Source organism: Enterococcus sp. C76 (assembly GCF_040886985.1).
In the GTDB taxonomy this organism is placed as follows: Bacteria; Bacillota; Bacilli; order Lactobacillales; family Enterococcaceae; genus Enterococcus_B; species Enterococcus_B lactis.
On the sequence record NZ_JBFOEY010000001.1, the window covers coordinates 319,049 to 342,266 of the forward strand.

The 23,218-nt window shown below is 39.0% G+C and carries 19 protein-coding genes; 16 read left to right on the plus strand and 3 right to left on the minus strand.

Annotated features, from left to right (window positions below):
• Nucleotides 1-151 precede the first annotated feature (151 nt).
• From rseP to rbfA, 9 genes are all read left to right on the plus strand, one after another.
• Nucleotides 152-1,420 (plus strand): RIP metalloprotease RseP, encoded by a 1,269-nt coding sequence (gene rseP / locus AB3I00_RS01625; RefSeq protein ID WP_002314808.1) that lies wholly within the window; start codon nucleotides 152-154, stop codon nucleotides 1,418-1,420.
• 67 nt (nucleotides 1,421-1,487) lie between these two features.
• On the plus strand, nucleotides 1,488-3,197 hold the full coding sequence (locus AB3I00_RS01630; RefSeq protein WP_368024660.1) for a proline--tRNA ligase: 1,710 nt from the start codon (nucleotides 1,488-1,490) through the stop codon (nucleotides 3,195-3,197).
• 211 nt (nucleotides 3,198-3,408) lie between these two features.
• Nucleotides 3,409-7,761 carry a PolC-type DNA polymerase III gene (locus tag AB3I00_RS01635; protein ID WP_002314810.1) on the plus strand — a complete coding sequence of 1,451 codons (4,353 nt, stop codon included), beginning with the start codon at nucleotides 3,409-3,411 and terminating at the stop codon, nucleotides 7,759-7,761.
• A 143-nt stretch (nucleotides 7,762-7,904) separates the two neighbouring features.
• Nucleotides 7,905-8,378, plus strand: a complete 474-nt coding sequence (gene rimP, locus AB3I00_RS01640) for a ribosome maturation factor RimP (protein WP_002308902.1) — start codon at nucleotides 7,905-7,907, stop codon at nucleotides 8,376-8,378.
• Between the two features lie 22 nt (nucleotides 8,379-8,400).
• Nucleotides 8,401-9,576, plus strand: a complete 1,176-nt coding sequence (nusA, locus tag AB3I00_RS01645; RefSeq protein WP_002329343.1) for a transcription termination factor NusA — start codon at nucleotides 8,401-8,403, stop codon at nucleotides 9,574-9,576.
• Between the two features lie 21 nt (nucleotides 9,577-9,597).
• Nucleotides 9,598-9,891, plus strand: coding sequence for a YlxR family protein (locus AB3I00_RS01650; protein ID WP_002288501.1), 294 nt, complete (start codon nucleotides 9,598-9,600; stop codon nucleotides 9,889-9,891).
• A complete protein-coding gene (locus AB3I00_RS01655) occupies nucleotides 9,888-10,199 on the plus strand; it encodes a YlxQ-related RNA-binding protein (RefSeq protein ID WP_002314812.1) in 312 nt (103 codons plus the stop codon). The genes AB3I00_RS01650 and AB3I00_RS01655 overlap by 4 nt, the downstream gene beginning before the upstream one ends.
• Nucleotides 10,200-10,211: 12 nt before the next feature.
• Nucleotides 10,212-12,512, plus strand: a complete 2,301-nt coding sequence (gene infB, locus AB3I00_RS01660) for a translation initiation factor IF-2 (RefSeq protein ID WP_002314813.1) — start codon at nucleotides 10,212-10,214, stop codon at nucleotides 12,510-12,512.
• Nucleotides 12,513-12,538: 26 nt separating this feature from the next.
• Entirely contained in the window at nucleotides 12,539-12,886 is a 348-nt protein-coding gene (gene rbfA / locus AB3I00_RS01665) for a 30S ribosome-binding factor RbfA (protein ID WP_002308906.1), read from the plus strand.
• Between the two features lie 87 nt (nucleotides 12,887-12,973).
• Here rbfA and AB3I00_RS01670 read toward each other — a convergent pair whose 3' ends face one another.
• Entirely contained in the window at nucleotides 12,974-13,213 is a 240-nt protein-coding gene (locus AB3I00_RS01670) for a sugar ABC transporter permease (protein WP_368024661.1), read from the minus strand.
• Between the two features lie 114 nt (nucleotides 13,214-13,327).
• Here AB3I00_RS01670 and AB3I00_RS01675 point away from each other — a divergent pair, with 114 nt between their 5' ends.
• The 5 genes from AB3I00_RS01675 to AB3I00_RS01695 all read left to right on the plus strand — a co-directional run bounded on the left by AB3I00_RS01675 (nucleotide 13,328) and on the right by AB3I00_RS01695 (nucleotide 19,972).
• Nucleotides 13,328-15,691 (plus strand): phosphoketolase, encoded by a 2,364-nt coding sequence (locus tag AB3I00_RS01675; RefSeq protein ID WP_368024662.1) that lies wholly within the window; start codon nucleotides 13,328-13,330, stop codon nucleotides 15,689-15,691.
• Between the two features lie 369 nt (nucleotides 15,692-16,060).
• Entirely contained in the window at nucleotides 16,061-16,984 is a 924-nt protein-coding gene (gene truB / locus AB3I00_RS01680) for a tRNA pseudouridine(55) synthase TruB (RefSeq protein WP_368024663.1), read from the plus strand.
• Nucleotides 16,985-16,987: 3 nt separating this feature from the next.
• Nucleotides 16,988-17,929 carry a riboflavin biosynthesis protein RibF gene (gene ribF, locus AB3I00_RS01685; RefSeq protein ID WP_002314817.1) on the plus strand — a complete coding sequence of 314 codons (942 nt, stop codon included), beginning with the start codon at nucleotides 16,988-16,990 and terminating at the stop codon, nucleotides 17,927-17,929.
• Nucleotides 17,930-18,322: 393 nt separating this feature from the next.
• The gene (locus AB3I00_RS01690; RefSeq protein ID WP_368024664.1) at nucleotides 18,323-19,108 is read left to right on the plus strand and encodes a glucose-1-dehydrogenase; all 786 of its coding nucleotides are present in this window, start codon (nucleotides 18,323-18,325) and stop codon (nucleotides 19,106-19,108) included.
• Nucleotides 19,109-19,120: 12 nt separating this feature from the next.
• On the plus strand, nucleotides 19,121-19,972 hold the full coding sequence (locus AB3I00_RS01695; RefSeq protein WP_002288523.1) for a GRP family sugar transporter: 852 nt from the start codon (nucleotides 19,121-19,123) through the stop codon (nucleotides 19,970-19,972).
• A gap of 79 nt (nucleotides 19,973-20,051) precedes the next feature.
• Here the strand turns inward: AB3I00_RS01695 and AB3I00_RS01700 are convergent, their stop codons facing one another.
• Together AB3I00_RS01700 and AB3I00_RS01705 are read right to left on the minus strand one after the other, a co-directional pair.
• Complete coding sequence (locus AB3I00_RS01700) at nucleotides 20,052-20,504, minus strand: helix-turn-helix domain-containing protein (protein WP_002329339.1); 453 nt, start codon at nucleotides 20,502-20,504, stop codon at nucleotides 20,052-20,054.
• Between the two features lie 460 nt (nucleotides 20,505-20,964).
• Complete coding sequence (locus AB3I00_RS01705) at nucleotides 20,965-21,333, minus strand: iron chaperone (RefSeq protein ID WP_002329338.1); 369 nt, start codon at nucleotides 21,331-21,333, stop codon at nucleotides 20,965-20,967.
• A gap of 149 nt (nucleotides 21,334-21,482) precedes the next feature.
• Here AB3I00_RS01705 and AB3I00_RS01710 point away from each other — a divergent pair, with 149 nt between their 5' ends.
• Both AB3I00_RS01710 and AB3I00_RS01715 read left to right on the plus strand, forming a co-directional pair.
• Nucleotides 21,483-21,965: a YbaK/EbsC family protein gene (locus AB3I00_RS01710; protein ID WP_002335762.1), complete on the plus strand. Its 483-nt coding sequence runs from the start codon at nucleotides 21,483-21,485 to the stop codon at nucleotides 21,963-21,965.
• A 36-nt stretch (nucleotides 21,966-22,001) separates the two neighbouring features.
• On the plus strand, nucleotides 22,002-23,012 hold the full coding sequence (locus AB3I00_RS01715) for a S66 peptidase family protein (protein ID WP_368024665.1): 1,011 nt from the start codon (nucleotides 22,002-22,004) through the stop codon (nucleotides 23,010-23,012).
• The last annotated feature ends 206 nt before the right edge of the window (nucleotides 23,013-23,218 follow it).

Here is a 23,218-nt window from a genome sequence, read left to right on the forward strand (position 1 = left end):
CTGCGTTTCTTTGTGATTTTCATAAAAGACGCAGGTTTTTGTTTCTCATTTTATTGATACTATTGGTGTCTTAGGTATACTATGGTAAAATTATAGTGTTTTAACGTTGTTTAAAAAAACACACAAAAAACAAGTAAAGGAGAAAAAAGCTATGAAAACGATACTAACATTTATCATTGTTTTTGGTATATTAGTGATTGTTCATGAGTTTGGTCATTTCTTCTTTGCGAAACGATCAGGAATCCTCGTTCGCGAATTTGCTATCGGTATGGGTCCGAAAATTTATGGGCATCAAGCAAAAGACGGGACAACATATACGCTTCGCCTATTACCTATTGGCGGTTATGTTCGAATGGCAGGCAATGGGGATGATGAAACAGAAATGGCACCAGGTATGCCTCTTTCTCTTTTACTAAATTCTGACGGCATCGTAGAGAAGATAAATTTAAGTAAGAAAATCCAATTGACAAATGCTATCCCGATGGAATTGAGCCGTTATGATTTAGAAGATGAGCTGACTATCACTGGTTATGTGAATGGGGATGAAACAGAAGTAGTGACCTATCCTGTCGATCACGATGCGACGATTATTGAAACCGACGGAACAGAAATCAGAATTGCACCAAAAGATGTACAGTTCCAATCGGCTAAACTGTGGCAGCGTATGCTGACCAATTTTGCCGGTCCGATGAATAACTTTATCTTGGCAATCGTGTTATTCATTATTCTTGCATTCATGCAAGGCGGTGTTCAAGTGACAAATACTAATCGTGTAGGAGAGATTATCCCTAATGGTGCTGCGGCAGAAGCAGGCTTAAAAGAAAATGATAAGGTAGTTAGTGTGGACGGTAAAGAAATCCACTCTTGGAACGATTTGACAACAGTCATCACGAAAAATCCAGGTAAAACATTAGATTTTGAGATCGAACGAGAAGGTAAGATGCAATCTGTCGAAGTGACACCGAAATCTGTAGAGTCAAATGGCGAAAAAGTTGGCCAACTTGGCATACAAGCCCCAATGAATACAGGTTTTATGGATAAGATCATCGGCGGAACACGTCAAGCTTTTAGCGGTTCATTGGAAATTTTCAAAGCCTTAGGATCACTGTTTACAGGTTTTAGTTTAGATAAATTAGGCGGACCTGTTATGATGTACCAATTGTCTTCAGAAGCAGCAAACCAAGGTGTAACAACTGTTATTGGTTTGATGGCGCTTCTTTCAATGAACCTGGGAATCGTCAATCTGCTTCCAATCCCTGCCTTAGATGGTGGGAAATTAGTGTTGAATATTTTTGAAGGGATTCGTGGGAAACCATTAAGTCAAGAAAAAGAAGGAATATTGACATTAGCTGGCTTTGGATTTTTAATGTTGTTGATGGTGCTAGTTACATGGAACGATATTCAACGATTCTTTTTCTAGAAAAAGTTGACAAATAGGGTATAATAACAAACGATAACTATTTTGAGGAAATAAAGGAGTATATAGAATGAGACAATCAAAAATGTTGATTCCAACATTACGTGAAGTTCCAAATGATGCAGAAGTATTAAGTCATCAAATCTTGCTAAGAGCTGGATATATCCGTCAAGTATCAGCGGGTATCTATTCTTATCTGCCATTAGCAAATCGTGTGTTAGAAAAGCTGAAACGTATCATGCGGGAAGAATTTGAAAAAATCGGTGCGGTAGAGATGCTGATGCCTGCCATCTTGCCAGCAGAACTTTGGGAAGAGTCAGGACGTTATGAAACATATGGCCCAAACTTGTATCGTTTCAAGGACCGTAATGATCGAAAAATGATTCTTGGACCAACTCACGAAGAAACTTTCACTGATTTGATGCGTAATGAAATCAATTCGTATAAGAAATTACCTTTGAATCTTTATCAAATCCAACCTAAGTATCGTGACGAAAAACGTCCTCGTTTTGGTTTGCTTCGCGGACGTGAGTTTATCATGAAAGATGCGTATTCTTTCCATGCAACAGAAGAAAGTTTAGACGAAACATATAAAGATTATGAAAAAGCCTATACCGAAGTCTTCAAGCGTTGCGGTTTGGAATTTCGTTCGATCATCGGAGACGGTGGCGCAATGGGCGGAAAAGACTCAAAGGAATTCATGGCGATCTCAGAGATTGGGGAGGATACGATCTGTTATTCGACTGAAAGTGATTATGCTGCAAACTTGGAGATGGCTACAAGCTACTATGTATCAAAAAAATCGCATGAAACACAGCTTGAATTAGAGAAAGTAGCTACACCTAACGTAAAATCAATTGATGAAGTAGCAGATTTCTTTTCTGTTGAACCTCAAAAAATTATCAAGTCTGTATTGTTCATTGCGGATGAACAACCTGTCCTTGTTTTGGTACGCGGAGACCATGAAGTCAATGACGTAAAACTGAAAAACTATCTATCTGCTGACTTTTTAGAAGAAGCGACGGAAGAAGAAGCACAAAAATATCTAGGTGCTGAGTTTGGTTCTGTCGGACCAATCGGTGTTTCAGATGACGTAAAAGTATATGCAGACCATTATGTCCAAGATTTAGCGAATGCCATTACTGGAGCGAACGAAACAGGATTCCACTATAAAAATGTGAATCCAGAACGCGATTTCACTGTGCTTTCTTATGAAGATCTTCGTTTTGTACAAGAAGGCGATCCTTCACCAGACAACAACGGTGTTCTTGCCTTTACACGAGGAATCGAAATCGGACATATCTTCAAAATTGGCACTCGTTACAGTGAATCTATGGGAGCAACCGTTCTAGACGAAAACGGACGGGAAAAATTTGTGATTATGGGCTGTTATGGTATCGGTGTGAGCCGTTTATTATCAGCAATCGTAGAACAACATTCAGATGAACAAGGAATCAATTGGCCAAAAGGAATTGCGCCATTTGATCTGCATATCGTCCAAATGAATCTAAAAGACGAATACCAAACAAACTTGACGAATGAACTAGAAGAAGCGATGACAAAAGCTGGCTATGAAGTACTGGTTGATGACAGAAATGAACGCGCAGGAGTGAAATTCGCGGATTCTGATTTGATTGGCTGTCCAATCAGAATTACTGTCGGTAAAAAAGCAGTGGATGGAATCGTAGAAGTGAAAATCAAGAAAACTGGCGAAATGGTTGAAGTACGTAAAGAAGAATTGGCGAATACTTTACCAATCCTCTTGAATCAAGGCGAATAATAAGCGTTAAAACACAGAAAAGTAAAATAGCTGGATCAGCTGTTTTTGACAACCTGATGTTTCGCTTTTAAAATTGGAACTGTGATGTGAATCACAGTTCCAATTTTTTAATGTAAAACTCAGAAAAAACGAGTATACTAAAAGGTACTGAAAAAGAAGAGGATACGATGTAATCAATTGCATAGTTTCTCATCAGAAAGGGCGTATATCTTTGTCAGAAAAACGAGATTTATTTGAAAAACTGTTGGAACAAATCCAACTAGAGGAAGCAGAAAAAAATCATCCACTGCTTACTGCTGGTGAAATGGATAGTGTAGTGGTCCATCGTAAATCGCGTTTATGGGAATTTACGCTGCATTTTTCTAAAATTTTGCCTATTATGCTGTATCGGTCATTGGCTCAGCATCTGACTGTCGCTTTTAAAGAGATTGCACAAGTCAAATTGAACATCTTAGCAGATGACCAGACATTCGATGAACAGCTCTTGCAAGATTACTGGGCCCAAGCTTTGGAAAATCAGCAATGCGATACACCACTAGCACAGCAAGTATTGAAAACGCAAGTACCTGTGATAAAAGATCGTAAAGTCATCTTGCCAATCGACAGTACAGGGGCTATTTCATATTTGAAACAGCAATACTTACCGTTAGTAGAAGAGTTGTTCGTCAGTTACGGATTCCCGAAATTTCGTATCGAACCAGAAGTGGATGAGCAGCAAGCGGAACGTGTATTGAAACTTTTTGAAGAACGTAAACAAGAACAGGCAGAAGCCTTTATGAAGCAAGCAGCTGAAAGTCTAGTTGTTCATGAGCAAAAGAAAAAAGAAAGAAAAGAACAGTCACCAGCTCTTGAAGGACCCATCCAGCTAGGACGAAATATTCCAGCAGATGAGCCCACAACACCAATGATCAATATCGTCGAAGAAGAACGGCGAGTCACTCTTGAAGGGTATGTGTTCGATAAAGAAGTCAGAGAACTACGCTCAAAACGCAAGATCTTGACTTTGAAAATCACAGATTATACTTCATCATTTATCGTCAAAAAATTCTCAAATGGCGAAAAAGATGAACAGATATTTGATGCGATCAGTGTCGGCAGTTGGCTAAAGGTACGTGGAAGTATCCAAGAAGATACGTTTGTCCGTGATTTGGTCATGAATGCCCAAGATATCGTTGAAGTCAAACATACCCCTCGTAAAGATTATGCTCCTGAAGGGGAAAAACGGGTAGAACTTCATGTTCACAGCAATATGAGTACGATGGATGCAACGAATAGCATTTCTGATCTGGTGGCACAAGCAGGAAAATGGGGACACCGTGCCATCGCCATTACAGACCATGGTGGCGCACAAGCCTTTCCAGAAGCTCATAGTGCCGGGAAAAAAGCAGGCGTGAAAATCTTATACGGTGTGGAAGCGAATGTCGTAGATGATGGTGTACCTATTGCTTATAATGATGCGCATGAAGCATTGAACGAAGCCACATATGTCGTATTTGACGTGGAAACGACAGGATTGTCTGCGGTATACGATACCATCATCGAGCTCGCTGCAGTCAAAATGTACAAAGGAAATGTGATCGAAAGCTTTGATGAATTTATCGATCCAGGACATCCTTTATCCCGAACAACGGTGGATTTGACAGGTATTACGGATGAAATGGTTCGAGGATCGAAGTCAGAAGAAGAAGTCTTGCGGATGTTCCTTGAATTTTCAAAAGGTACAATTCTAGTAGCCCACAACGCGGCTTTTGATATGGGATTCTTGAATACTAGCTACGCAAGATATGGCATTCCTGAAGCAGCCAATCCAGTTATTGATACCTTAGAATTAGCCAGATATCTATATCCGCAATTCAAACGTTTCGGATTAGGTGTGTTATCCAAAAAATTTGGTGTCAGCTTGGAACAGCATCACCGAGCAATCTATGATGCTGAAGCAACAGGTCATTTAGCTTGGATCTTTGTGAAAGAGGCAATGGACAATCATCACATGCTTTATCATGATCAGCTAAATGAGCATATCGGAGAAGGAGATTCTTACAAACGAGCCCGACCTTTCCATGTAACGATTTTAGCAAAGAATCAGGCAGGACTGAAAGATTTGTTCAAACTGATTTCAATGTCGAATGTCGAATACTTCGAACGTGTCCCGCGAATACCACGCTCCCAATTGAAAAAGATGCGGGAAAATCTATTGATCGGCTCAGCTTGTGATAAGGGAGAAATCTTCGAAGCCATGATGCAAAAAGGGGTAGAAGAGGCAAGAAACCGAGCAAAATTCTACGATTATATTGAAGTTATGCCAAAAGCGGTCTATGCACCTTTGATCGAGCAAGAATTGGTAAAAAATGAACATGATTTGGAAGAAATTATCCAAAACTTAGTAGAAATCGGAAAAAGTTTGGATAAAATCGTTGTTGCAACAGGCAACGTTCATTATCTCAACGAAGAAGATGCCATTTACCGAAAAATTTTGATCAATTCTATGGGCGGAGCGAATCCGTTGAATCGTCATAGTTTGCCAGATGTCCATTTCCGAACAACCGATGAGATGCTCACCGCTTTTCACTTTTTGGGGGAAGAAACAGCAAAAGAGATCGTAGTGGATAATACGAATAAAATCGCAGATATCTGCGAAGAAGTGATTCCAGTCAAAGATGAGCTTTATACACCGAAGATTCCAGGTTCAGAAGATGAGATATCAGAATTGAGTTACACAAAAGCAAAACAAATGTACGGAGATCCGTTACCTGAAATTATCCAAAAACGATTAGAAAAAGAGTTGAATTCTATTAATGGTAATGGCTTCTCGGTTATTTATCTGATCGCCCAAAAACTTGTGCATAAAAGTAATGAAGATGGCTATCTAGTAGGTTCACGTGGCTCTGTTGGCTCTAGCTTTGTTGCAACGATGACAGGGATCACTGAAGTGAATCCTTTAGCTCCCCATTATTACTGTCCAGAGTGCCAATATTCCGAGTTCTTTGAAGATGGCACGTACGGTTCTGGATTTGATATGCCAGAAAAACAATGTCCAAAATGTGGTGCACGCTTAAATAAAGATGGTCATGATATCCCATTTGAGACATTTTTAGGATTCCATGGAGACAAAGTGCCCGATATTGATTTGAACTTCTCAGGTGATTATCAAGCAGAAGCACATAACTATACGAAAGTATTGTTTGGTGAAGACTATGTTTACCGTGCCGGAACGATTGGTACAGTCGCCGATAAAACAGCATATGGGTATGTAAAAGGTTATGAAAGGGACAATAATCTGCAGTTTCGAAGTGCAGAAGTCGACAGATTGGCAAAGGGTGCAACAGGAGTCAAACGGACAACTGGTCAGCATCCTGGGGGGATCATCGTTATTCCAGATTATATGGATGTCTACGATTTTACGCCGATCCAATATCCAGCAGACGATCAAAATTCGGAATGGAAAACGACCCATTTTGATTTCCACTCAATTCACGATAATGTATTGAAATTGGATATTCTAGGACACGATGACCCAACTGTTATACGGATGCTTCAAGATTTATCAGGGATTGATCCACAAACGATTCCCACAGATGACCCGGAAGTGATGCGGATATTTGCTGGCCCTGAAGTACTAGGGGTAACCCAGGAACAGATTTATTCTAAAACAGGAACATTAGGTATTCCAGAATTCGGCACTCGTTTTGTTCGAGGAATGTTAGAAGAAACACATCCTACAACTTTTGCAGAACTACTTCAAATATCCGGACTATCTCATGGTACAGATGTATGGTTAGGAAATGCCGAAGAATTGATTCGACGTGGGGATGCGACATTGGCGGAAGTAATCGGCTGTCGTGATGATATCATGGTTTATTTGATTCATGCTGGATTAGACAGCGGGATGGCATTTAAGATCATGGAAACTGTTCGTAAAGGACAATGGAACAAGATTCCTGATGAATTGAGAGAAACCTATCTATCCGCGATGAAAGAAAATAATGTGCCTGATTGGTATATCGACTCTTGTTCGAAGATCAAGTATATGTTTCCGAAAGCCCATGCTGCAGCTTATGTATTGATGGCTCTTCGTGTTGCTTATTTCAAAGTATATTTCCCTATTTTGTATTACTGTGCATACTTTTCTGTACGTGCAGATGATTTTGATCTAGTCTCCATGTGCAAAGGAAAAGATGCTGTGAAGCAAGCAATGAAAGAAATCACGGACAAAGGGCTAGATGCTTCCGTAAAAGAAAAAAATCAGCTGACCGTGCTAGAGTTAGCCAATGAAATGTTAGAACGAGGATACAAATTTGGGATGATCGATCTGTACAAATCGGATGCAGTTAATTTTGTTATCGAAGGAGATACGTTGATTGCGCCATTTAGAGCTGTCCCTAGTTTGGGAACCAATGTAGCAAAACAAATCGTTGAGGCAAGAAAAGATGGTCCATTTTTATCTAAAGAAGATCTTGCTACTCGCGGGAAAGTTTCAAAAACATTGATCGAATATATGAACGATAATGGTGTATTGAAGGATTTACCAGACGAAAACCAATTATCGTTATTCGATATGTTATAAGCATCTGTTATCTTGTCTGCTTGTAATTTTAAGCAGAGTATGGTATAGTTTTTATAGGTAATGATACTAACTGTGAGTGAGCGGATTTTTCGCTCACTCTTTTTAATGGAATTACGCACTTAATTTTTAAGGAGGCGAAACTTTTGAGTAGCGTCGTTGAAACAGTCACGGAAATGGTGACACCGATTTTAGATGAACAACATTTTGAACTTGTCGAAGTCGAATTTGTAAAAGAAGGAAAAAGCTGGTTCTTACGAGTATTTATTGACAAAGAAGGCGGAATCGATATCGAAGAATGTGCCTTTGTCAGTGAGAAACTGAGCGAAAAACTTGATGCAGCAGATCCAGATCCGATTCCTCAAGCTTATTTCCTGGAGGTATCCTCCCCTGGAGCAGAGCGGCCATTGAAAAAAGAAAGCGACTATGAAAAGGCACTTGGCGATTATGTCCATGTCTCCTTATACCAACCAGTAGATGGCGAAAAACAATACGAAGGATTTCTTCAATCATTTGATGCTGAACAGCTTACATTGAAAATACGCATAAAAACACGAGAAAAAGAATTGACTTTTGACCGAAAAAATATTGCAAAAGCTCGCTTAGCTATCCAATTTTAATCACGGAGAGGAATCAGAAAAAATGAGTAAAGAAATGTTAAATGCGTTAGACGCTTTAGAAGCTGAAAAAGGGATCTCAAAAGAAATCGTGATCGATGCTTTAGAAGCAGCATTGGTTTCTGCATACAAACGCCACTATGGCCAAGCACAAAATGTCGAAGTGGAATTTGATCAGAAAAAAGGAAAGATCCATGTCTATGCAGTAAAAGAAGTAACGGAAGAAGTGATGGATTCACAGTTGGAAGTCTCATTGAAAGATGCACTTTTGATTAATCCAGCATATGAGATCGGTGATACGATCCGTTTTGAAGTCACACCAAAAGATTTTGGGCGGATCGCTGCGCAAACAGCTAAACAAGTTATCTTGCAGCGTGTACGTGAAGCAGAAAGAACGATCATTTATAACGAATTCAGTGCTTATGAAAAAGACATCATGCAAGGAATCGTCGAACGTCAGGATAAACGTTATATTTATGTCAACCTTGGCAAAATAGAAGCAGTTCTTTCTAAACAAGATCAAATGCCAAACGAATTTTACCAACCTCACGATCGTATCAAAGTCTATGTTTCTAGAGTAGAAAATACGTCTAAAGGTCCGCAAGTATTTGTTAGCCGCAGCCATCCGGATCTATTGCGTCGCTTATTTGAGCAAGAAGTCCCAGAAGTTTATGATGGAATCGTTGAAATCGTCAGCATTGCTCGTGAAGCCGGCGATCGATCAAAAGTAGCTGTCCGTTCAAACGATCAGAACATCGACGCAGTCGGTACATGTGTTGGACCAAAAGGACAACGTGTCCAAGCAATCGTCAATGAATTAAAAGGCGAAAACATGGATATCGTTGAATGGAATGAAGACCCAGCTGTATTCATTGCAAATGCATTGAATCCTGCACAAGTCATGGATGTGATTTTTGATGAAACCAATCCTAAAGCTTGCACAGTAGTCGTTCCAGACTATCAATTATCGTTAGCAATCGGTAAACGTGGACAAAACGCACGTTTAGCTGCTAAATTGACTAACCATAAAATCGATATCAAATCAGAATCTGATATGGCGGAATTTTATGAAAAACAAGAACAACAAAACGAAACAGAAGAATTGCATGACGAAGCAATCGTTCAGTCAGATTTGACAGACGATGAGTATGAAACAATTGCGTTCAATAATGAAACGGTCGAAGAAAAGCCAGAAGCTTAACTTTAGTAAGGAGGCAAAGAGATGAAACAAAGGAAAATTCCTTTACGCAAATCCGTGGTTTCAGGTGAAATGAAACCTAAAAAAGAGATGGTCCGAATCACCCGTTCAAAAGAAGGGGAAGTATCGATCGATCCAACTGGAAAAATGCCTGGACGAGGAGCGTATGTCTCACTTGAGCCGGAAGAAGTACAACAAGCTTGGGATAAAAAAATTCTCGATCGAGTACTCGAAACAACTTTAACAGATGAGTTTTATCAAGAACTACTTGACTATGTCACTCACCAAAAAGCACGTAAAGAGTTATTTGGAAAATGAACACAGTCAATCGGCAAAAAGCCATGAATCTCATGGGTCTGGCGATGCGCGCGGGAAAACTGATCACGGGCGAAGAACTGACCATTGCTGAAATCCGCAAACAAAAAGCAAAATTGGTGTTTGTGGCAACAGATGCAAGTGAGAATACAAGAAAAAAGATAAAAGATAAGAGTTCATACTATGAAGTTCCTTGCTTTGAGCTATTTTCTGAAGCAGAAATCACGCAGATGATCGGAAAACCTCGCAAGGTATTCGGAATAATGGATGCCGGATTTGCGAAGAAGACCAAGGAGCTAATTGAAGGTTAGGAAGGTGATTGCATGGGCAATAAAAGAATCTATGAATTAGCAAAAGAACTCAAAAAATCTAGTAAAGATGTCGTGGAAAAAGCACAACAACTTGGCATCGATGTGAAAAACCATATGGGTGCGATTACTAGCAGTGATGAGAAGAAATTGCAACAAGCGTTCAAAAACCCAAGCACGAAACAACAAGCTGCACAACAAGCAAGCAGAAAACCAGCCAATCAACAGCCGAACGATCAACGTAAAAAAGAAGCAACAAATAATCAACAAAAAAATAAAAATAACCGCAGTTATCAAGATCGCGGTCAAGGGAGCGGTCAAGTGAATCAAGGAAAAAAACCAACAACAAACCAAAATAATACGGGGAATACTAGCAGTCAAAATCGTCCAGGAACGAGCCAAGGCGGCAATCAAAACCGTACCAACAACAAACCAAACAATAACAATCGCGGCAAATTTAATAATAACAACCGTAATCGTTATAATAAAAAGGGTAAAAAAGGCAAACAGCAACAATCAACTAAGCCAGCTGTACCACCACGCAAATTCCGTGAATTGCCAGATGTATTAGAGTATACTGAAGGCATGAACGTAGCAGACATCGCGAAAAAAATTCATCGTGAGCCAGCAGAAATCATTAAAAAATTATTTATGCTTGGCGTCATGGTCAATCAAAACCAAGCACTGGATAAAGATACGATTGAACTGTTAGCCACGGACTATGGTATGGAACCACAAGAAAAAGTCCAAGTTGATATTGCAGATATCGATAAATTCTTCGAGTCAGAAGAAGTTGATCCAGACAAATTAGTCTCACGTCCGCCAGTAGTAACGATTATGGGACACGTAGACCACGGGAAAACAACCTTATTGGATACATTGCGCCATTCACGTGTAACAAGCGGCGAAGCCGGCGGAATCACACAGCATATCGGTGCCTATCAGATTGATATTGATGGCAAACCAATCACTTTCTTGGATACACCAGGACATGCGGCCTTTACAAGTATGCGTGCACGTGGAGCAAGTATCACAGATATCACGATTTTAGTTGTCGCTGCAGATGACGGTGTCATGCCGCAAACCGTTGAAGCAATCAACCATGCCAAAGCAGCAGGCGTTCCAATTATCGTCGCTGTAAACAAAATTGATAAACCAGGTGCAAACCCTCAACATGTTATGCAAGAATTAAGTGAGTATGAGTTAATTCCTGAAGCATGGGGTGGCGAAACGATCTTTGTTGAGATCTCAGCGAAATTCGGCCAAAACATCGAAGAATTGCTGGAAATGATCCTGTTAGTCGCAGAAGTAGAAGATTTAAAAGCAGATCCAACACAACGCGCAATCGGAACAGTGATCGAAGCACGTCTTGATAAAGGTAAAGGTCCTGTGTCAACCTTACTTGTCCAAGAAGGAACACTTCATGTGGGTGACCCAATCGTTGTCGGTAATACTTACGGACGTGTCCGTGTAATGACAAACGATCTTGGCCGTCGCGATAAAGAAGCAGGACCTGCAACGCCAGTAGAAATCACTGGCTTGAATGATGTACCTCAAGCAGGTGACCGTTTCGTAGTCTTCGAAGACGAAAAGACAGCACGTGCAGCGGGTGAAGAACGCGCAAAACGTGCATTATTGGAAAACCGTGCTGCAAGCAGCCGTGTAACCTTGGACAACTTGTTTGAAAGCTTGAAAGAAGGCGAGTTGAAAGAAGTTAACGTCATTATCAAAGCCGACGTTCAAGGTTCAGCAGAAGCATTAGCTGCCTCGCTGAAAAAAATCGAAGTTGAAGGCGTACGTGTGAAAATCGTCCATTCAGCGGTAGGTGCAATCAATGAAAGTGACGTAACACTTGCAGCAGCAAGTAATGCAATCATCATTGGATTTAACGTCCGTCCTACACCTCAAGCAAAAGCGCAAGCAGAAGCTGAAGAAGTAGACATTCGTTTACACCGTATCATTTACAAAGCTATTGATGAAATCGAAACAGCGATGAAAGGAATGCTAGATCCTGAATTTGAAGAAAAAATCACTGGTCAAATGATTGTACGTGAAACATTCAAAGTATCCAAAGTCGGCACGATCGCTGGTGCATATGTAACAGAAGGCTATATCCGCAGAGACAGCGGTGTCCGTGTGATCCGTGACGGTATCGTTATCTACGAAGGCCAATTGGCAAGTTTGAAACGTTTCAAAGATGACGTAAAAGAAGTCAAAATGGGCTATGAATGTGGTGCTATGATTGAAAAATTCAATGACATCAAAGTAGATGACGTAATTGAAGGATTTATCATGGAAGAAGTCAAAAATGACTAAAAACTGATAAAAGGAGGCCAATCATTATGGCTAACTATCGTGACCGCCGAGTCGGTCAAGAAATCTTAAAAGAAGTCAATGCGATCCTACGTAAAAAAGTAAGAGATCCTCGTGTGCAAGATGTAACGATCACTGATGTACACGTAACAGGCGATCTTCAACAAGCAACAATCTATTACAGCATCCTTTCTGATTTAGCATCTGAAAAGAAAAAAGCACAAGAAGGATTGGATAAAGCATCAGGATTGATTCGTCGAGAGCTAGGGCACAATCTAAGTATTTACAAAACACCTGAGTTGTCCTTTGAATTAGATGAATCAGTTGTCTATGGCAACCATATTGATGAATTGCTTCGTGACTTGAACAAAGACTAATCAAAAAATCCTGCAAATCCTGTGAAATCAGGGGTTGCGGGATTTTTTTGTTTTCATTAAGACGTATTACCTAAAAGTTCCATGACTTTAGTCTTGCGGCGTGTTAGCTAACCAAAAAAGAGAAAAAGTAAAAAATTCGACTTTCTTTTTTCTATAGTATATAAATTTTTGCATATAGATAAAGATCAAGATACCGATGACGGAAGCTAGATTGTAATCCATTGTAGTGACAGTCAGGTTATATAGCCAAGTAACTAGAAGATCAGTGGAACTTGCACCATAAAAGTTTGAGTTTGTCGGTCTGCCGCCAGTTAAAAGAAAAATCACGTTGAAGTTTTTGACTAGATATAAAATCTAAGCAAATGAACAGAAGTGCTTATTAGGTTTCAATTAGGAGTATCTGCGCTAGAATAAGAGTAATAATGAAAAGGAGTGTTACGTATGGATTATTCTAGTAAAGAATACTTTGATAAAATGACGGCTTGGTGGCGTGCTGCCAATTATCTTTCTGTCGGGCAAATTTATCTTAAAGATAATCCCTTACTGAGACGTACATTGAAACCAGAAGATGTCAAAAAACATCCAATCGGTCATTGGGGAACGATTCCTGGCCAAAATTTTATTTATGTCCATTTGAACCGAGTCATCAATAAATATGATTTGAACATGTTTTATATCGAAGGGCCAGGACACGGCGGACAAGTCATGGTATCGAATGCTTATTTAGATGGAAGTTACACAGAGATCTATCCAGAAGTAACGGAAGATGAGACAGGAATGCAAAAATTATTCAAGCGATTTTCATTTCCTGGAGGCATTGCTTCTCATGCAGCACCAGAAACACCAGGTTCTATCCATGAAGGGGGAGAGCTTGGATACTCTCTTTCACATGGAGTCGGAGCTGTATTAGACAATCCTGAAGTAATCTCTGCTGTCGTGATTGGTGATGGTGAAGCAGAAACCGGTCCTTTAGCTGGAAGCTGGTTCTCAAATGTCTTTATCAATCCGGTGATAGATGGAGCTGTTTTACCAATCCTTCATTTAAATGGTGCTAAAATAGCCAACCCAACGATCTTGGCACGTAAATCAGATGAAGAATTAGCAAATTACTTTAACGGACTTGGCTGGGAACCTTTCTTTATTGAAGGAAATGATCCAGAAAAATTAAATCCTGTTATGGCTGAAAAAATGGATCAAGCAATCGAGAAAATCAAATCCATCCAAAAAGAAGCTCGCCTGAAGACAGCGACAGATGTCGTGATGCCAAAATGGCCAGTATTGATCGTACGCACACCAAAAGGATGGACCGGTCCAGAAGAATGGGACGGGGAGCCAATTGAAGGAACCTTCCGAGCACACCAAGTACCGATTCCTGTAGATCAAGAACATATGGATCATGCAGATGCTTTACTCCGTTGGTTGAAATCCTATGAACCAGAAAAATTATTTGATGCACAAGGACGTATTTTAGAAGAAATCAGAGAAATCGCGCCCACTGGTGACCAAAGAATGGCAAAAAATCCTATCACCAATGGCGGAATTAATCCGAAACCGCTTATTATGCCAGATTGGAAAAAATATACTTTGCAATTTGAACAACCGGGCTCCGTTAAAGCAGAAGATATGACTGAACTTGGTAAATTCGTTCGCGAGATCATTGAGAAAAATCCAGAAAATTTCCGTATATTTGGACCAGATGAAACAAAATCAAACCGATTGAATCAAGTTTTCAAAACGACAAATCGCCAATGGATGGAAAAAATCGAACCAGAAAATGATGAATGGCTTTCGCCATCTGGTCGCGTCATCGACAGTCAATTATCGGAACACCAAGATGAAGGGTTCTTAGAAGGGTACGTTCTGACTGGACGGCATGGTTTTTTTGCAAGTTACGAATCATTCTTGCGAGTGGTTGACTCTATGTTGACTCAGCACTTCAAATGGATGCGGAAATCACATGACCTTTCTTGGCGAAATGATTATCCTTCGCTGAATCTCATTGCAAGCTCAACAGTCTTCCAGCAAGATCACAATGGATATAGCCACCAAGATCCAGGAATATTGACACATTTGGCAGAAAAGAAGGCGGAGTTCATCCGTGAATATCTGCCTGCGGATGCAAATACATTGCTCGCAGTCATGGATAAAGCATTCCGCTCGTCAGAAAAAATCAATTTGATCATCTCTTCCAAACATCCGCGTGCTCAATTTTACTCAGCAGAAGAAGCAGCCGTCTTAGTGAATGAAGGCTTGAAAATCATTGATTGGGCTTCGACAGCAAAAGAGGAGGAACCTGAATTGGTCATTGCTGCTGCAGGAACGGAATCTAACTTAGAAGCATTAGCAGCTGTGACTTTGATGCTGGAAGAATTCCCAAAACTAAAAATCCGGTTCATCAATGTCGTAGATTTATTGAAATTACGTCATCCAAGTCAAGATCCGCGTGGGTTGAGCGATGAAGAATTTGACCAATATTTTACAAAAGACAAACCGATCTTATTTGCTTTCCACGGTTATGAAACATTGGTCCGCACGATTTTCTTTGATCGTCATAACCATCATTTAATGATTCATGGCTACAAAGAAAACGGAGATATCACGACACCATTTGACATGCGTGTGGTAAATGAACTTGACCGTTATCATTTGGCAAAAGATGCAGCTTTAAAAATCAAAGGAAGTCAAGTAGAAGATTTTGCAAAAAAAATGGATCAGAAATTACAAGAACATCAAAACTATATTCGTGAAAATGGTATTGATCTGCCAGAAGTATTGGATTGGAAATGGAAAAATCTTGACCAATAAAGTGATAAAATCAACCCCGAAAAACAGATTTTTTTACATTGATCAAGAAACTGAAAAAATAAATAAAAAAAACGGAAAAAAGACTGGAAGAATGGCCAGTCTTTTTTTTTCGTTTTTGGGAAGTGAAAACCAATCTATTTACCTGTAAGCCACCCATAAATCCAATCAAATGGTGCAAAGAAAAAATCTTCCATTCTATTCCCTCCTTTAAAAAAAGCATAACATGGTTTCTATTTACATGAGCATGAATTTTGTTACGTTTTTATTGCCGAAAAATAAAAACCGTTCATTATGATGTCAAATTCGTCAGTAATAGATGCAATGTGTTATAATAATTCAGTTAAATCAAAAATGAAATGGAGAAAAGACATGGACGGGTTATTACCTTTATGGAAAGAACGCGGAATGACAAGTCATGATTGCGTATTCAAATTAAGAAAAATCTTACATACGAAAAAAATCGGACATGGGGGTACGCTTGACCCGGATGTAGACGGTGTATTGCCTATTTGTATCGGAAAAGCCACAAAAGTTATCGAATATTTGACAGATTCTGGGAAAATTTATGTGGGCGAGATGACTCTAGGTTTCAGTACAACGACGGAAGATCGATCCGGAGAACGAGTAGAAATAAAACCAGTGGATATGTCTTTATCTGAAGAAAAAATAGATGAAGTGATGGCTTCATTTATTGGTGAGATCACCCAGATACCGCCAATGTACTCAGCGGTAAAAGTAAACGGTAAACGGTTATATGAATATGCACGGAATAATGAACCAGTGGAGCGGCCTGTTAGAAAGGCTCAAATTTACCGTTTTATCCGAACAAGTGAACTGACAAGAGACGAAGTGGCAGGAACCATTTCTTGGCGTTTCGAAGTAGAATGTGGGAAAGGAACCTATGTCCGTACATTAGCTGTGGATACAGGCAAGAAACTTGGTTACCCTGCACACATGTCTGATCTCACTCGAACAGCAAGTGCCGGTATGACCCAAAAAGAAGCGTTAACATTAGAAGAAGTAGCTCAAGCTGTAGAAAACGGTACGATCGATGAGTATTTGCTGCCAATTGAAAAAGGAGTGGAACGGTTCAAACGAGTAGATATTACTGATGAGGTATGGCAGAAAGTAAAAAACGGTATGAGACTTGATTATACTGTATTTGCGCTCCCAGAAATGCCTTCAGAGGAAATTGCCTTGTTTTATAAAGAAAAAGTCGTAAGTATCTACCAGCCAAACCCGAAAGAAAAAAATAAACTAAAACCTAGTAAAGTATTGAGAAATGAGGAATAACGAATGAATATCATCAAGATCAGACATCCTTACCAACCAGAACAAATTCCAGAAGACGATGTCGTTTTAGTACTGGGATTTTTCGACGGCGTGCATATCGGACACCAGAAAGTCATAAAGACAGGTATGGAAATTGCACAAAAAGAAGGATTGAAATTAGCATTGATGACTTTCAATCAACATCCATCGATTGTTTTTAAGAAGATCGATCCTAGCAGTGTGAAGTATTTGACTAGCCTGAAGCAAAAAGAAGAAAAAATGGCAGCTTTGGGTATCGATTATTTATATGAAGTCGATTTTACTTCTTCTTTTGCTCATTTAGCGCCACAAGAGTTTGTTGATCAATATATCGTAGGATTACATGCGAAATATGCTGTTTCCGGTTTTGATTACACCTATGGACCAAAAGACATTGCAGATGTCGCTCATTTTCCTGAATATGCTAAGGGAAGATTCAAAATCGTCACAGTCTCTAAAGAAGAAGAACAAGGCGAAAAAATCAGCTCTACACGTATTCGAGGATTGCTAGACAGCGGTCAAGTAAAAGAAGCGGCAAAACTATTAGGTTGCATATACGAGGTGGAAGGGGTAGTTGTTCATGGCGATGCACGAGGCAGATTATTAGGATTCCCTACAGCAAATGTCAAAGTAAAGAGCACAGTCCATTTACCTAAAGAAGGTGTTTATGTATCAGAAATAAAAATTGGGGAAACTTGGTATCCAGCCATGGGTTCAATTGGACATAACGATACATTCGGTGAAGGACGGGAGCTGACTGTAGAGTTGTATATTTTGGACTTTAATCAAGATATCTATGGCGAGCACGTCAAAGTACGTTGGAATCAATTTTTAAGAGATCAAGTGAAATTTTCAAGTGCAGAGGAATTGATTGAACAACTCAAGGAGGATGAACAAGCAACAGCTGAATATTTTTCTCAGCAATAAAATAATGTCCGTGAGAGCTAATCTTTATGCATAACTAGCAATTACAACGAAATGGTTGATAAATAAGCGCATGAAAGGGCTGTGGCAAAAGTCTTGTCACAGCCCTTTTTCCGAATAAACGGTGTTCCAGAAGTAGCTTCTTCGGAAATAAGCCGAAATTTCACAAAAATTTTGAGAAGCAATTTTCGTCAATTCCTTCTTATTTCTTGAAGCTGAACACTTCTGTCACAACCTCTTTCTTTATAGAAATAGAAGGATGCTACCAAACAATGAGAACGATTACTGGAGCGTATCATTTGCTTTAGACTATATATATTGGTGTACACTCATTTTAAGGCGGAAGTAAAAGTTATCCGTAATAATAGGTTTAGGTATAAAAAAGGAGTGGGTACTATGTATAAGGAATTAGAAAACAAAGTCGCAGTAGTAACTGGCGGCTCAAAAGGGATTGGAACAGCGATTGCTCAACGATTCGGGAAAGAAAAAATGAATGTAGTCGTCAACTATAATTCGGATAAAGAAGGGGCAGAAAAAGCAGTCAAAGCAATCGAAGAAGCAGGCGGAAAAGCAGTCTCTGTACAAGCAGATGTCAGTTCCGAAGAAGGAATACAGCGTTTACTTGATACGGCTTTAGAAAATTTTGGGACACTGGACATTTGGGTTAATAATGCTGGGATGGAAAATCAGCATCCGACCCATGAACTTAGCCTTGAAGATTGGGAAAGAGTATTAAAAGTCAATTTGACTGGCGTTTTTATCGGAACGAAAGCAGCTTTGAATTATTTTACAGAGAATGATAAAAAAGGAAATATCATCAATATGTCTTCTGTTCATGAACAAATCCCATGGCCAACATTTGCTCATTACGCTGCTTCAAAAGGCGGGGTAAAATTATTTACCGAAACGGTAGCAATGGAGTACGCACCTAAGGGAATCAGAATCAATAGTATAGGACCTGGCGCTATCCGTACACCTATTAATGCGGCAAAATTTGATGATCCTGAACAAAAAGAAATCTTGGAAAGTATGATCCCACTAGGACGCGTAGGTGAACCAAAAGAAATAGCAGCGGCAGCTGCATGGTTGGCTTCAGACGAATCCAGTTATGTTACAGGTATTACACTATTTGCAGATGGTGGGATGACTTTATATCCTTCTTTCCAAGGTGGAAAAGGATAAGGGTGAATAAAAATGGGTTTATTGATTGCATTGATCCCGGCAGTTGGATGGGGGATCCAGCCACTGATTTTGAAAAAGATTGGCGGCAGACCAACAAATGAGATATTAGGAACTGGTATTGGAGCGGTGCTCGTTGGCTTACTCGTTCAATTATTCGCTTCTCCAGCTGGTATTTCAGTGACTACATTTTTGATTAGTTTACTTTCTGGTGCATTTTGGGTTATTGGACAAACAGGACAGTATACATCTTTCAACTTGATTGGTGTTTCTAAAACGATGCCTATCTCGACTGCATTACAGTTAGTCGGAACCTCGTTGATTGGTGTCTTCGCTTTTGGAGAATGGTCTGGAAGTATGGGGAAAATCATTGGTGCAGCAGCGATCATTCTTCTTGTATTTGGTTCTGCTTTAACGGCAATCAGTGATGATCCTGGAAAAAAAGGCGGTATCACAAAAGGAATCAGTCTATTAGCATCAACAAGTATTGGTTATTGGGTTTACAGTGCATTGCCCAAACTAGTTGATGCAAGCGGACTTTCCATTTTCTTTCCGCAAATGATCGGTGTCTTTTTAGGGGCAGTTATTTATGTGATTTTCCGAAAACCAACTGCATTTTCTGAAGACAAGAGTTGGAAAGCAACAATAGTTGGAGCCATCTTCAGTGTGTCAGCGTTGGCTTATATTTTTTCAGCGAATGAAAATGGGGTTGCTACTGCATATATCATTACACAGCTAAACGTAGTTATCTCTACATTAGGCGGTATGTACATCCTGCATGAAAATAAGACACCAAAAGAAAAAAAATTAACGATTATCGGCTTGTTGCTGATCGTAGTAGGAAGTATGGTCACGGTCTTTATTTGAGGATAAAGAGAGCAAAAGAATACTTATAAAAAGTGCTAGAATTTCCAACACCATTGGAAATTCTAGCACTTTTAATCGTTTAAGAAACAAGTGAAATATCTGTCTGCATCAATAATTTTCCATTGATCCATTGACTAAAGTTCGTTACATAATTAAAATTACCACCTATAAGTATCTCCGCATGATTATCTTTATAAAGATCGTATTGTAAAAGACGGTCTTTTTTATTTGCGTAAACATCGTTATGGTACTGGACTAATTGTTCTCGGAATTGATTAATCGCTGTAAAATCACGATACTGAAGGTTGAAACGCATCGTGATTGGTGCATCTAGCATGAATCGCTGCATGTCTTTTGCTGCTTCATCTGCTTGATCTCCGTAAAGAAATTCAAAAAGATTACGTTCAGAAAATTTCCATTGTCCGCCGACCTTTGTTCCTTTTAGTTTTCCTTCATGAAGATAATTTCTGATAGAACGTGTAGTAACACCTAATTGTTCGGCTAATTCATTTACTGAGTAAAAATCTTTCAATGTTCACCCTCCTATGTGAATGGTTCTATTGGTTTGGTTGTTAGTTGCTTTATCACGAGATGTAGAAAGAATGATCTCACTTAAAGTCATTGCAAAAAAACGAATCAGAAAATTCTAACTTTTCTTTCTCTAAAGAAATTCATTCTCTTCTAAAGTGATATTATATTTAAATATACCTGAAAATAATGGATAGTATTATGAAAGATTGCTGATATTTTCTCGTATTTTTTCCTTATTCAAAAGATTTGCAGGAAAATTGCTGAAAAATAATTTTACTAAGTTGAAAATTCAAGGTCATTCGTATCAGTGATTTTTTTCAGCACAAGAAAGACTCCTTATAAAAACAGCAAATACGTTGCCAATTAAATGTTTAACCAGTGAGGATAAAAAGGATAGAACAAAGCCTGTACAAGGTAATGGATAGATTCTTCGCCAGTACAGGTTTTGTTTGTATAAAGCTTTATCGCCAAAATTTATCATGGTCTTTCTTGTCTTCAATATTAAATGAAATCAAATGGTCAATCAGTTCCCAATTGATTGCACTTTTCCAAGGAACTTTGATGACATTATCCGTATATATGTAACCAATTTCTTGGATAGTCTTTTCAAGGGCACGAATCGCTGCTTTTTCTGGTGCGATGGAAAAATGATTTTTAGCAAAACTGAATGCAATAATAAAGGTACCATGATCAGTAAAGATAGGCTGGTTCCATTTTACAGTTGTGTCTAGCTGGGGATATGTCTTCGCTATCTTAGAGAAAAGGTCATTGATCTTTTGTTGGTTTTCTTTTTCTTTTATTTGATCAATAATCAGCCGGAATTTTTCCATTCTAAAACGCCTCCATTAAGTGGTTTGATTTATTTTACCAGAAAAACAATGGTTATGTATAAAAATAAATTAGAAAACAAGCAATATTGTATCCGGTATATTTTGATGATAAGATGGCTCAAAGACCAAAATAGAAAAGAGGCATAAAAATGATTGACTTGGCAAAGAAATTCTCACACGCAAATATTTATTTTGAGTTGTATCATCATCGAGCTATTTATACAAATGAAGATGCTTTGGTGGTGAAGAAAGAGCAAGGATTTACAGGCACAGAGACCAAAAGCTTATTCTTAAAAGATAAAAAAGATAATAACTATGTATATCTGACTTTTACTACGAAACAAACGGATTTCAAAGCATTAGGAAAGATCATCGGTAAAAGGCTTTCTATTGTTTCATCAGAACGGATGGAAGAACAAACGGGACAAAAACAGGGCGCTGTTTCTCCATTTGGTTACGAAGAACAGATACCGATTATTATTGACGAAGAACTATTGTCAAAAGAAAAACTTGTTTTTGCACCAGGGAGACCAGATCAAACGATGGTCATCAAAACGATTGACTTAAACAAAATCATCCAGCTACTTAAAATACCGATGTTTTTGATGCCAGCAAATGAAAATAACAACTAATCAAACAAAATAGTGCGTACTAGGAGCTGAAGCATTATGATAAGATATCCGTCATTAGGAAAAAACACAACGATAGGGATTACTGCACCATCATCGGGCGTACCAGAAGAACACCACCTGTTACTAGGAATGGCTTTAAAGAGTATGGAAGAAAAATCTTTTCATGTCGTTACTGGAAAGACGCTGTGGACGCAAGATAAAGAAAAATCAGCTCCAGCAAGAGAACGAGCAGATGAATTCAATCAAATGATGCAAGATGAGAATTTCCAAATGATTCTTCCGCCTTGGGGAGGAGAATTATTGATTGAGATCCTCGATTCTGTCGATTTCGATGCGCTACAGCCAAAATGGATAGTAGGTTATTCAGATATTAGTACGTTGCTACTCGCCGTCACATTAAAAACAGGGATAGCCACTGCACATGGGACCAACCTTATTGATTTAAGAGGGAATTATTCAGATAAAACGACAGCGATGTGGAAAAGTGTGCTAGAAACAGGCAAAGGAGAATCAATCTTACAGCATTCTTCTGAAAAATATCAAAAAGAATGGCATCATGAGCAACCGTCACCTTCAGTTTTCCATCTTACTGAACCAACAAATTGGCAATCAATCAGCGAAGAGGCAGTAAGGATAAAAGGCCGATTATTAGGTGGTTGTATAGATACAATCAGACATTTAATTGGTACACCTTATGGAGATGTCCAAACGTTTAAAAGAACGTATAATGATGGAAAGCCAATCTTGGGGTTTCTAGAAAACTGTGAGCTATCGTCCGTTGATTTAAGAAGATCACTTATTCAGATGAAACTAGCAGGATGGTTTGAGGACAGCTCTGGTATCATGTTCGGCAGAAGTGCAGCAGAGGATTTGCTAGATTATCGAATGAAGGATGTATATGAAGATCTTTCAAAAGAATTGAACATACCAATCTTGTATGATATTGATTGCGGTCATGTACCGCCACAACTAACATTAATCAACGGTGCCTACGCAGAAGTAGCGGTAGAAGATGGAAAAGCGACTGTTTTGCAAACGTTTATTTAGCAAAAAATATAGGGGATTTTCCACGTGAGGTTGTGAAAAAGCTCCCTTGCATCAAGTAATACGAACAGCCAAATAAAAACAGCTTCTCATGGTTTATGACTATTGTGACTTGTGGCTGAGGATTTGATAGGAGAACAGTTTTTATTTAATGATTTTTTACAAATTTAAGAAAAAATAGTTCTAATTGTGAAGCAATAAAAATAGAT

Coding starts and splice junctions, on each gene's coding strand:
- rbfA (WP_002308906.1), top strand. CDS start 12,539: ATGGCTAACTATCGTGACCGCCGAGTCGGTCAAGAAATCTTAAAAGAA.
- AB3I00_RS01650 (WP_002288501.1), top strand. CDS start 9,598: ATGAAACAAAGGAAAATTCCTTTACGCAAATCCGTGGTTTCAGGTGAA.
- AB3I00_RS01695 (WP_002288523.1), top strand. CDS start 19,121: ATGGGTTTATTGATTGCATTGATCCCGGCAGTTGGATGGGGGATCCAG.
- AB3I00_RS01715 (WP_368024665.1), top strand. CDS start 22,002: ATGATAAGATATCCGTCATTAGGAAAAAACACAACGATAGGGATTACT.
- AB3I00_RS01705 (WP_002329338.1), bottom strand. CDS start 21,333: ATGGAAAAATTCCGGCTGATTATTGATCAAATAAAAGAAAAAGAAAAC.
- infB (WP_002314813.1), top strand. CDS start 10,212: ATGGGCAATAAAAGAATCTATGAATTAGCAAAAGAACTCAAAAAATCT.
- truB (WP_368024663.1), top strand. CDS start 16,061: ATGGACGGGTTATTACCTTTATGGAAAGAACGCGGAATGACAAGTCAT.
- rseP (WP_002314808.1), top strand. CDS start 152: ATGAAAACGATACTAACATTTATCATTGTTTTTGGTATATTAGTGATT.
- AB3I00_RS01675 (WP_368024662.1), top strand. CDS start 13,328: ATGGATTATTCTAGTAAAGAATACTTTGATAAAATGACGGCTTGGTGG.
- AB3I00_RS01655 (WP_002314812.1), top strand. CDS start 9,888: ATGAACACAGTCAATCGGCAAAAAGCCATGAATCTCATGGGTCTGGCG.
- AB3I00_RS01630 (WP_368024660.1), top strand. CDS start 1,488: ATGAGACAATCAAAAATGTTGATTCCAACATTACGTGAAGTTCCAAAT.
- nusA (WP_002329343.1), top strand. CDS start 8,401: ATGAGTAAAGAAATGTTAAATGCGTTAGACGCTTTAGAAGCTGAAAAA.
- AB3I00_RS01710 (WP_002335762.1), top strand. CDS start 21,483: ATGATTGACTTGGCAAAGAAATTCTCACACGCAAATATTTATTTTGAG.
- AB3I00_RS01690 (WP_368024664.1), top strand. CDS start 18,323: ATGTATAAGGAATTAGAAAACAAAGTCGCAGTAGTAACTGGCGGCTCA.
- ribF (WP_002314817.1), top strand. CDS start 16,988: ATGAATATCATCAAGATCAGACATCCTTACCAACCAGAACAAATTCCA.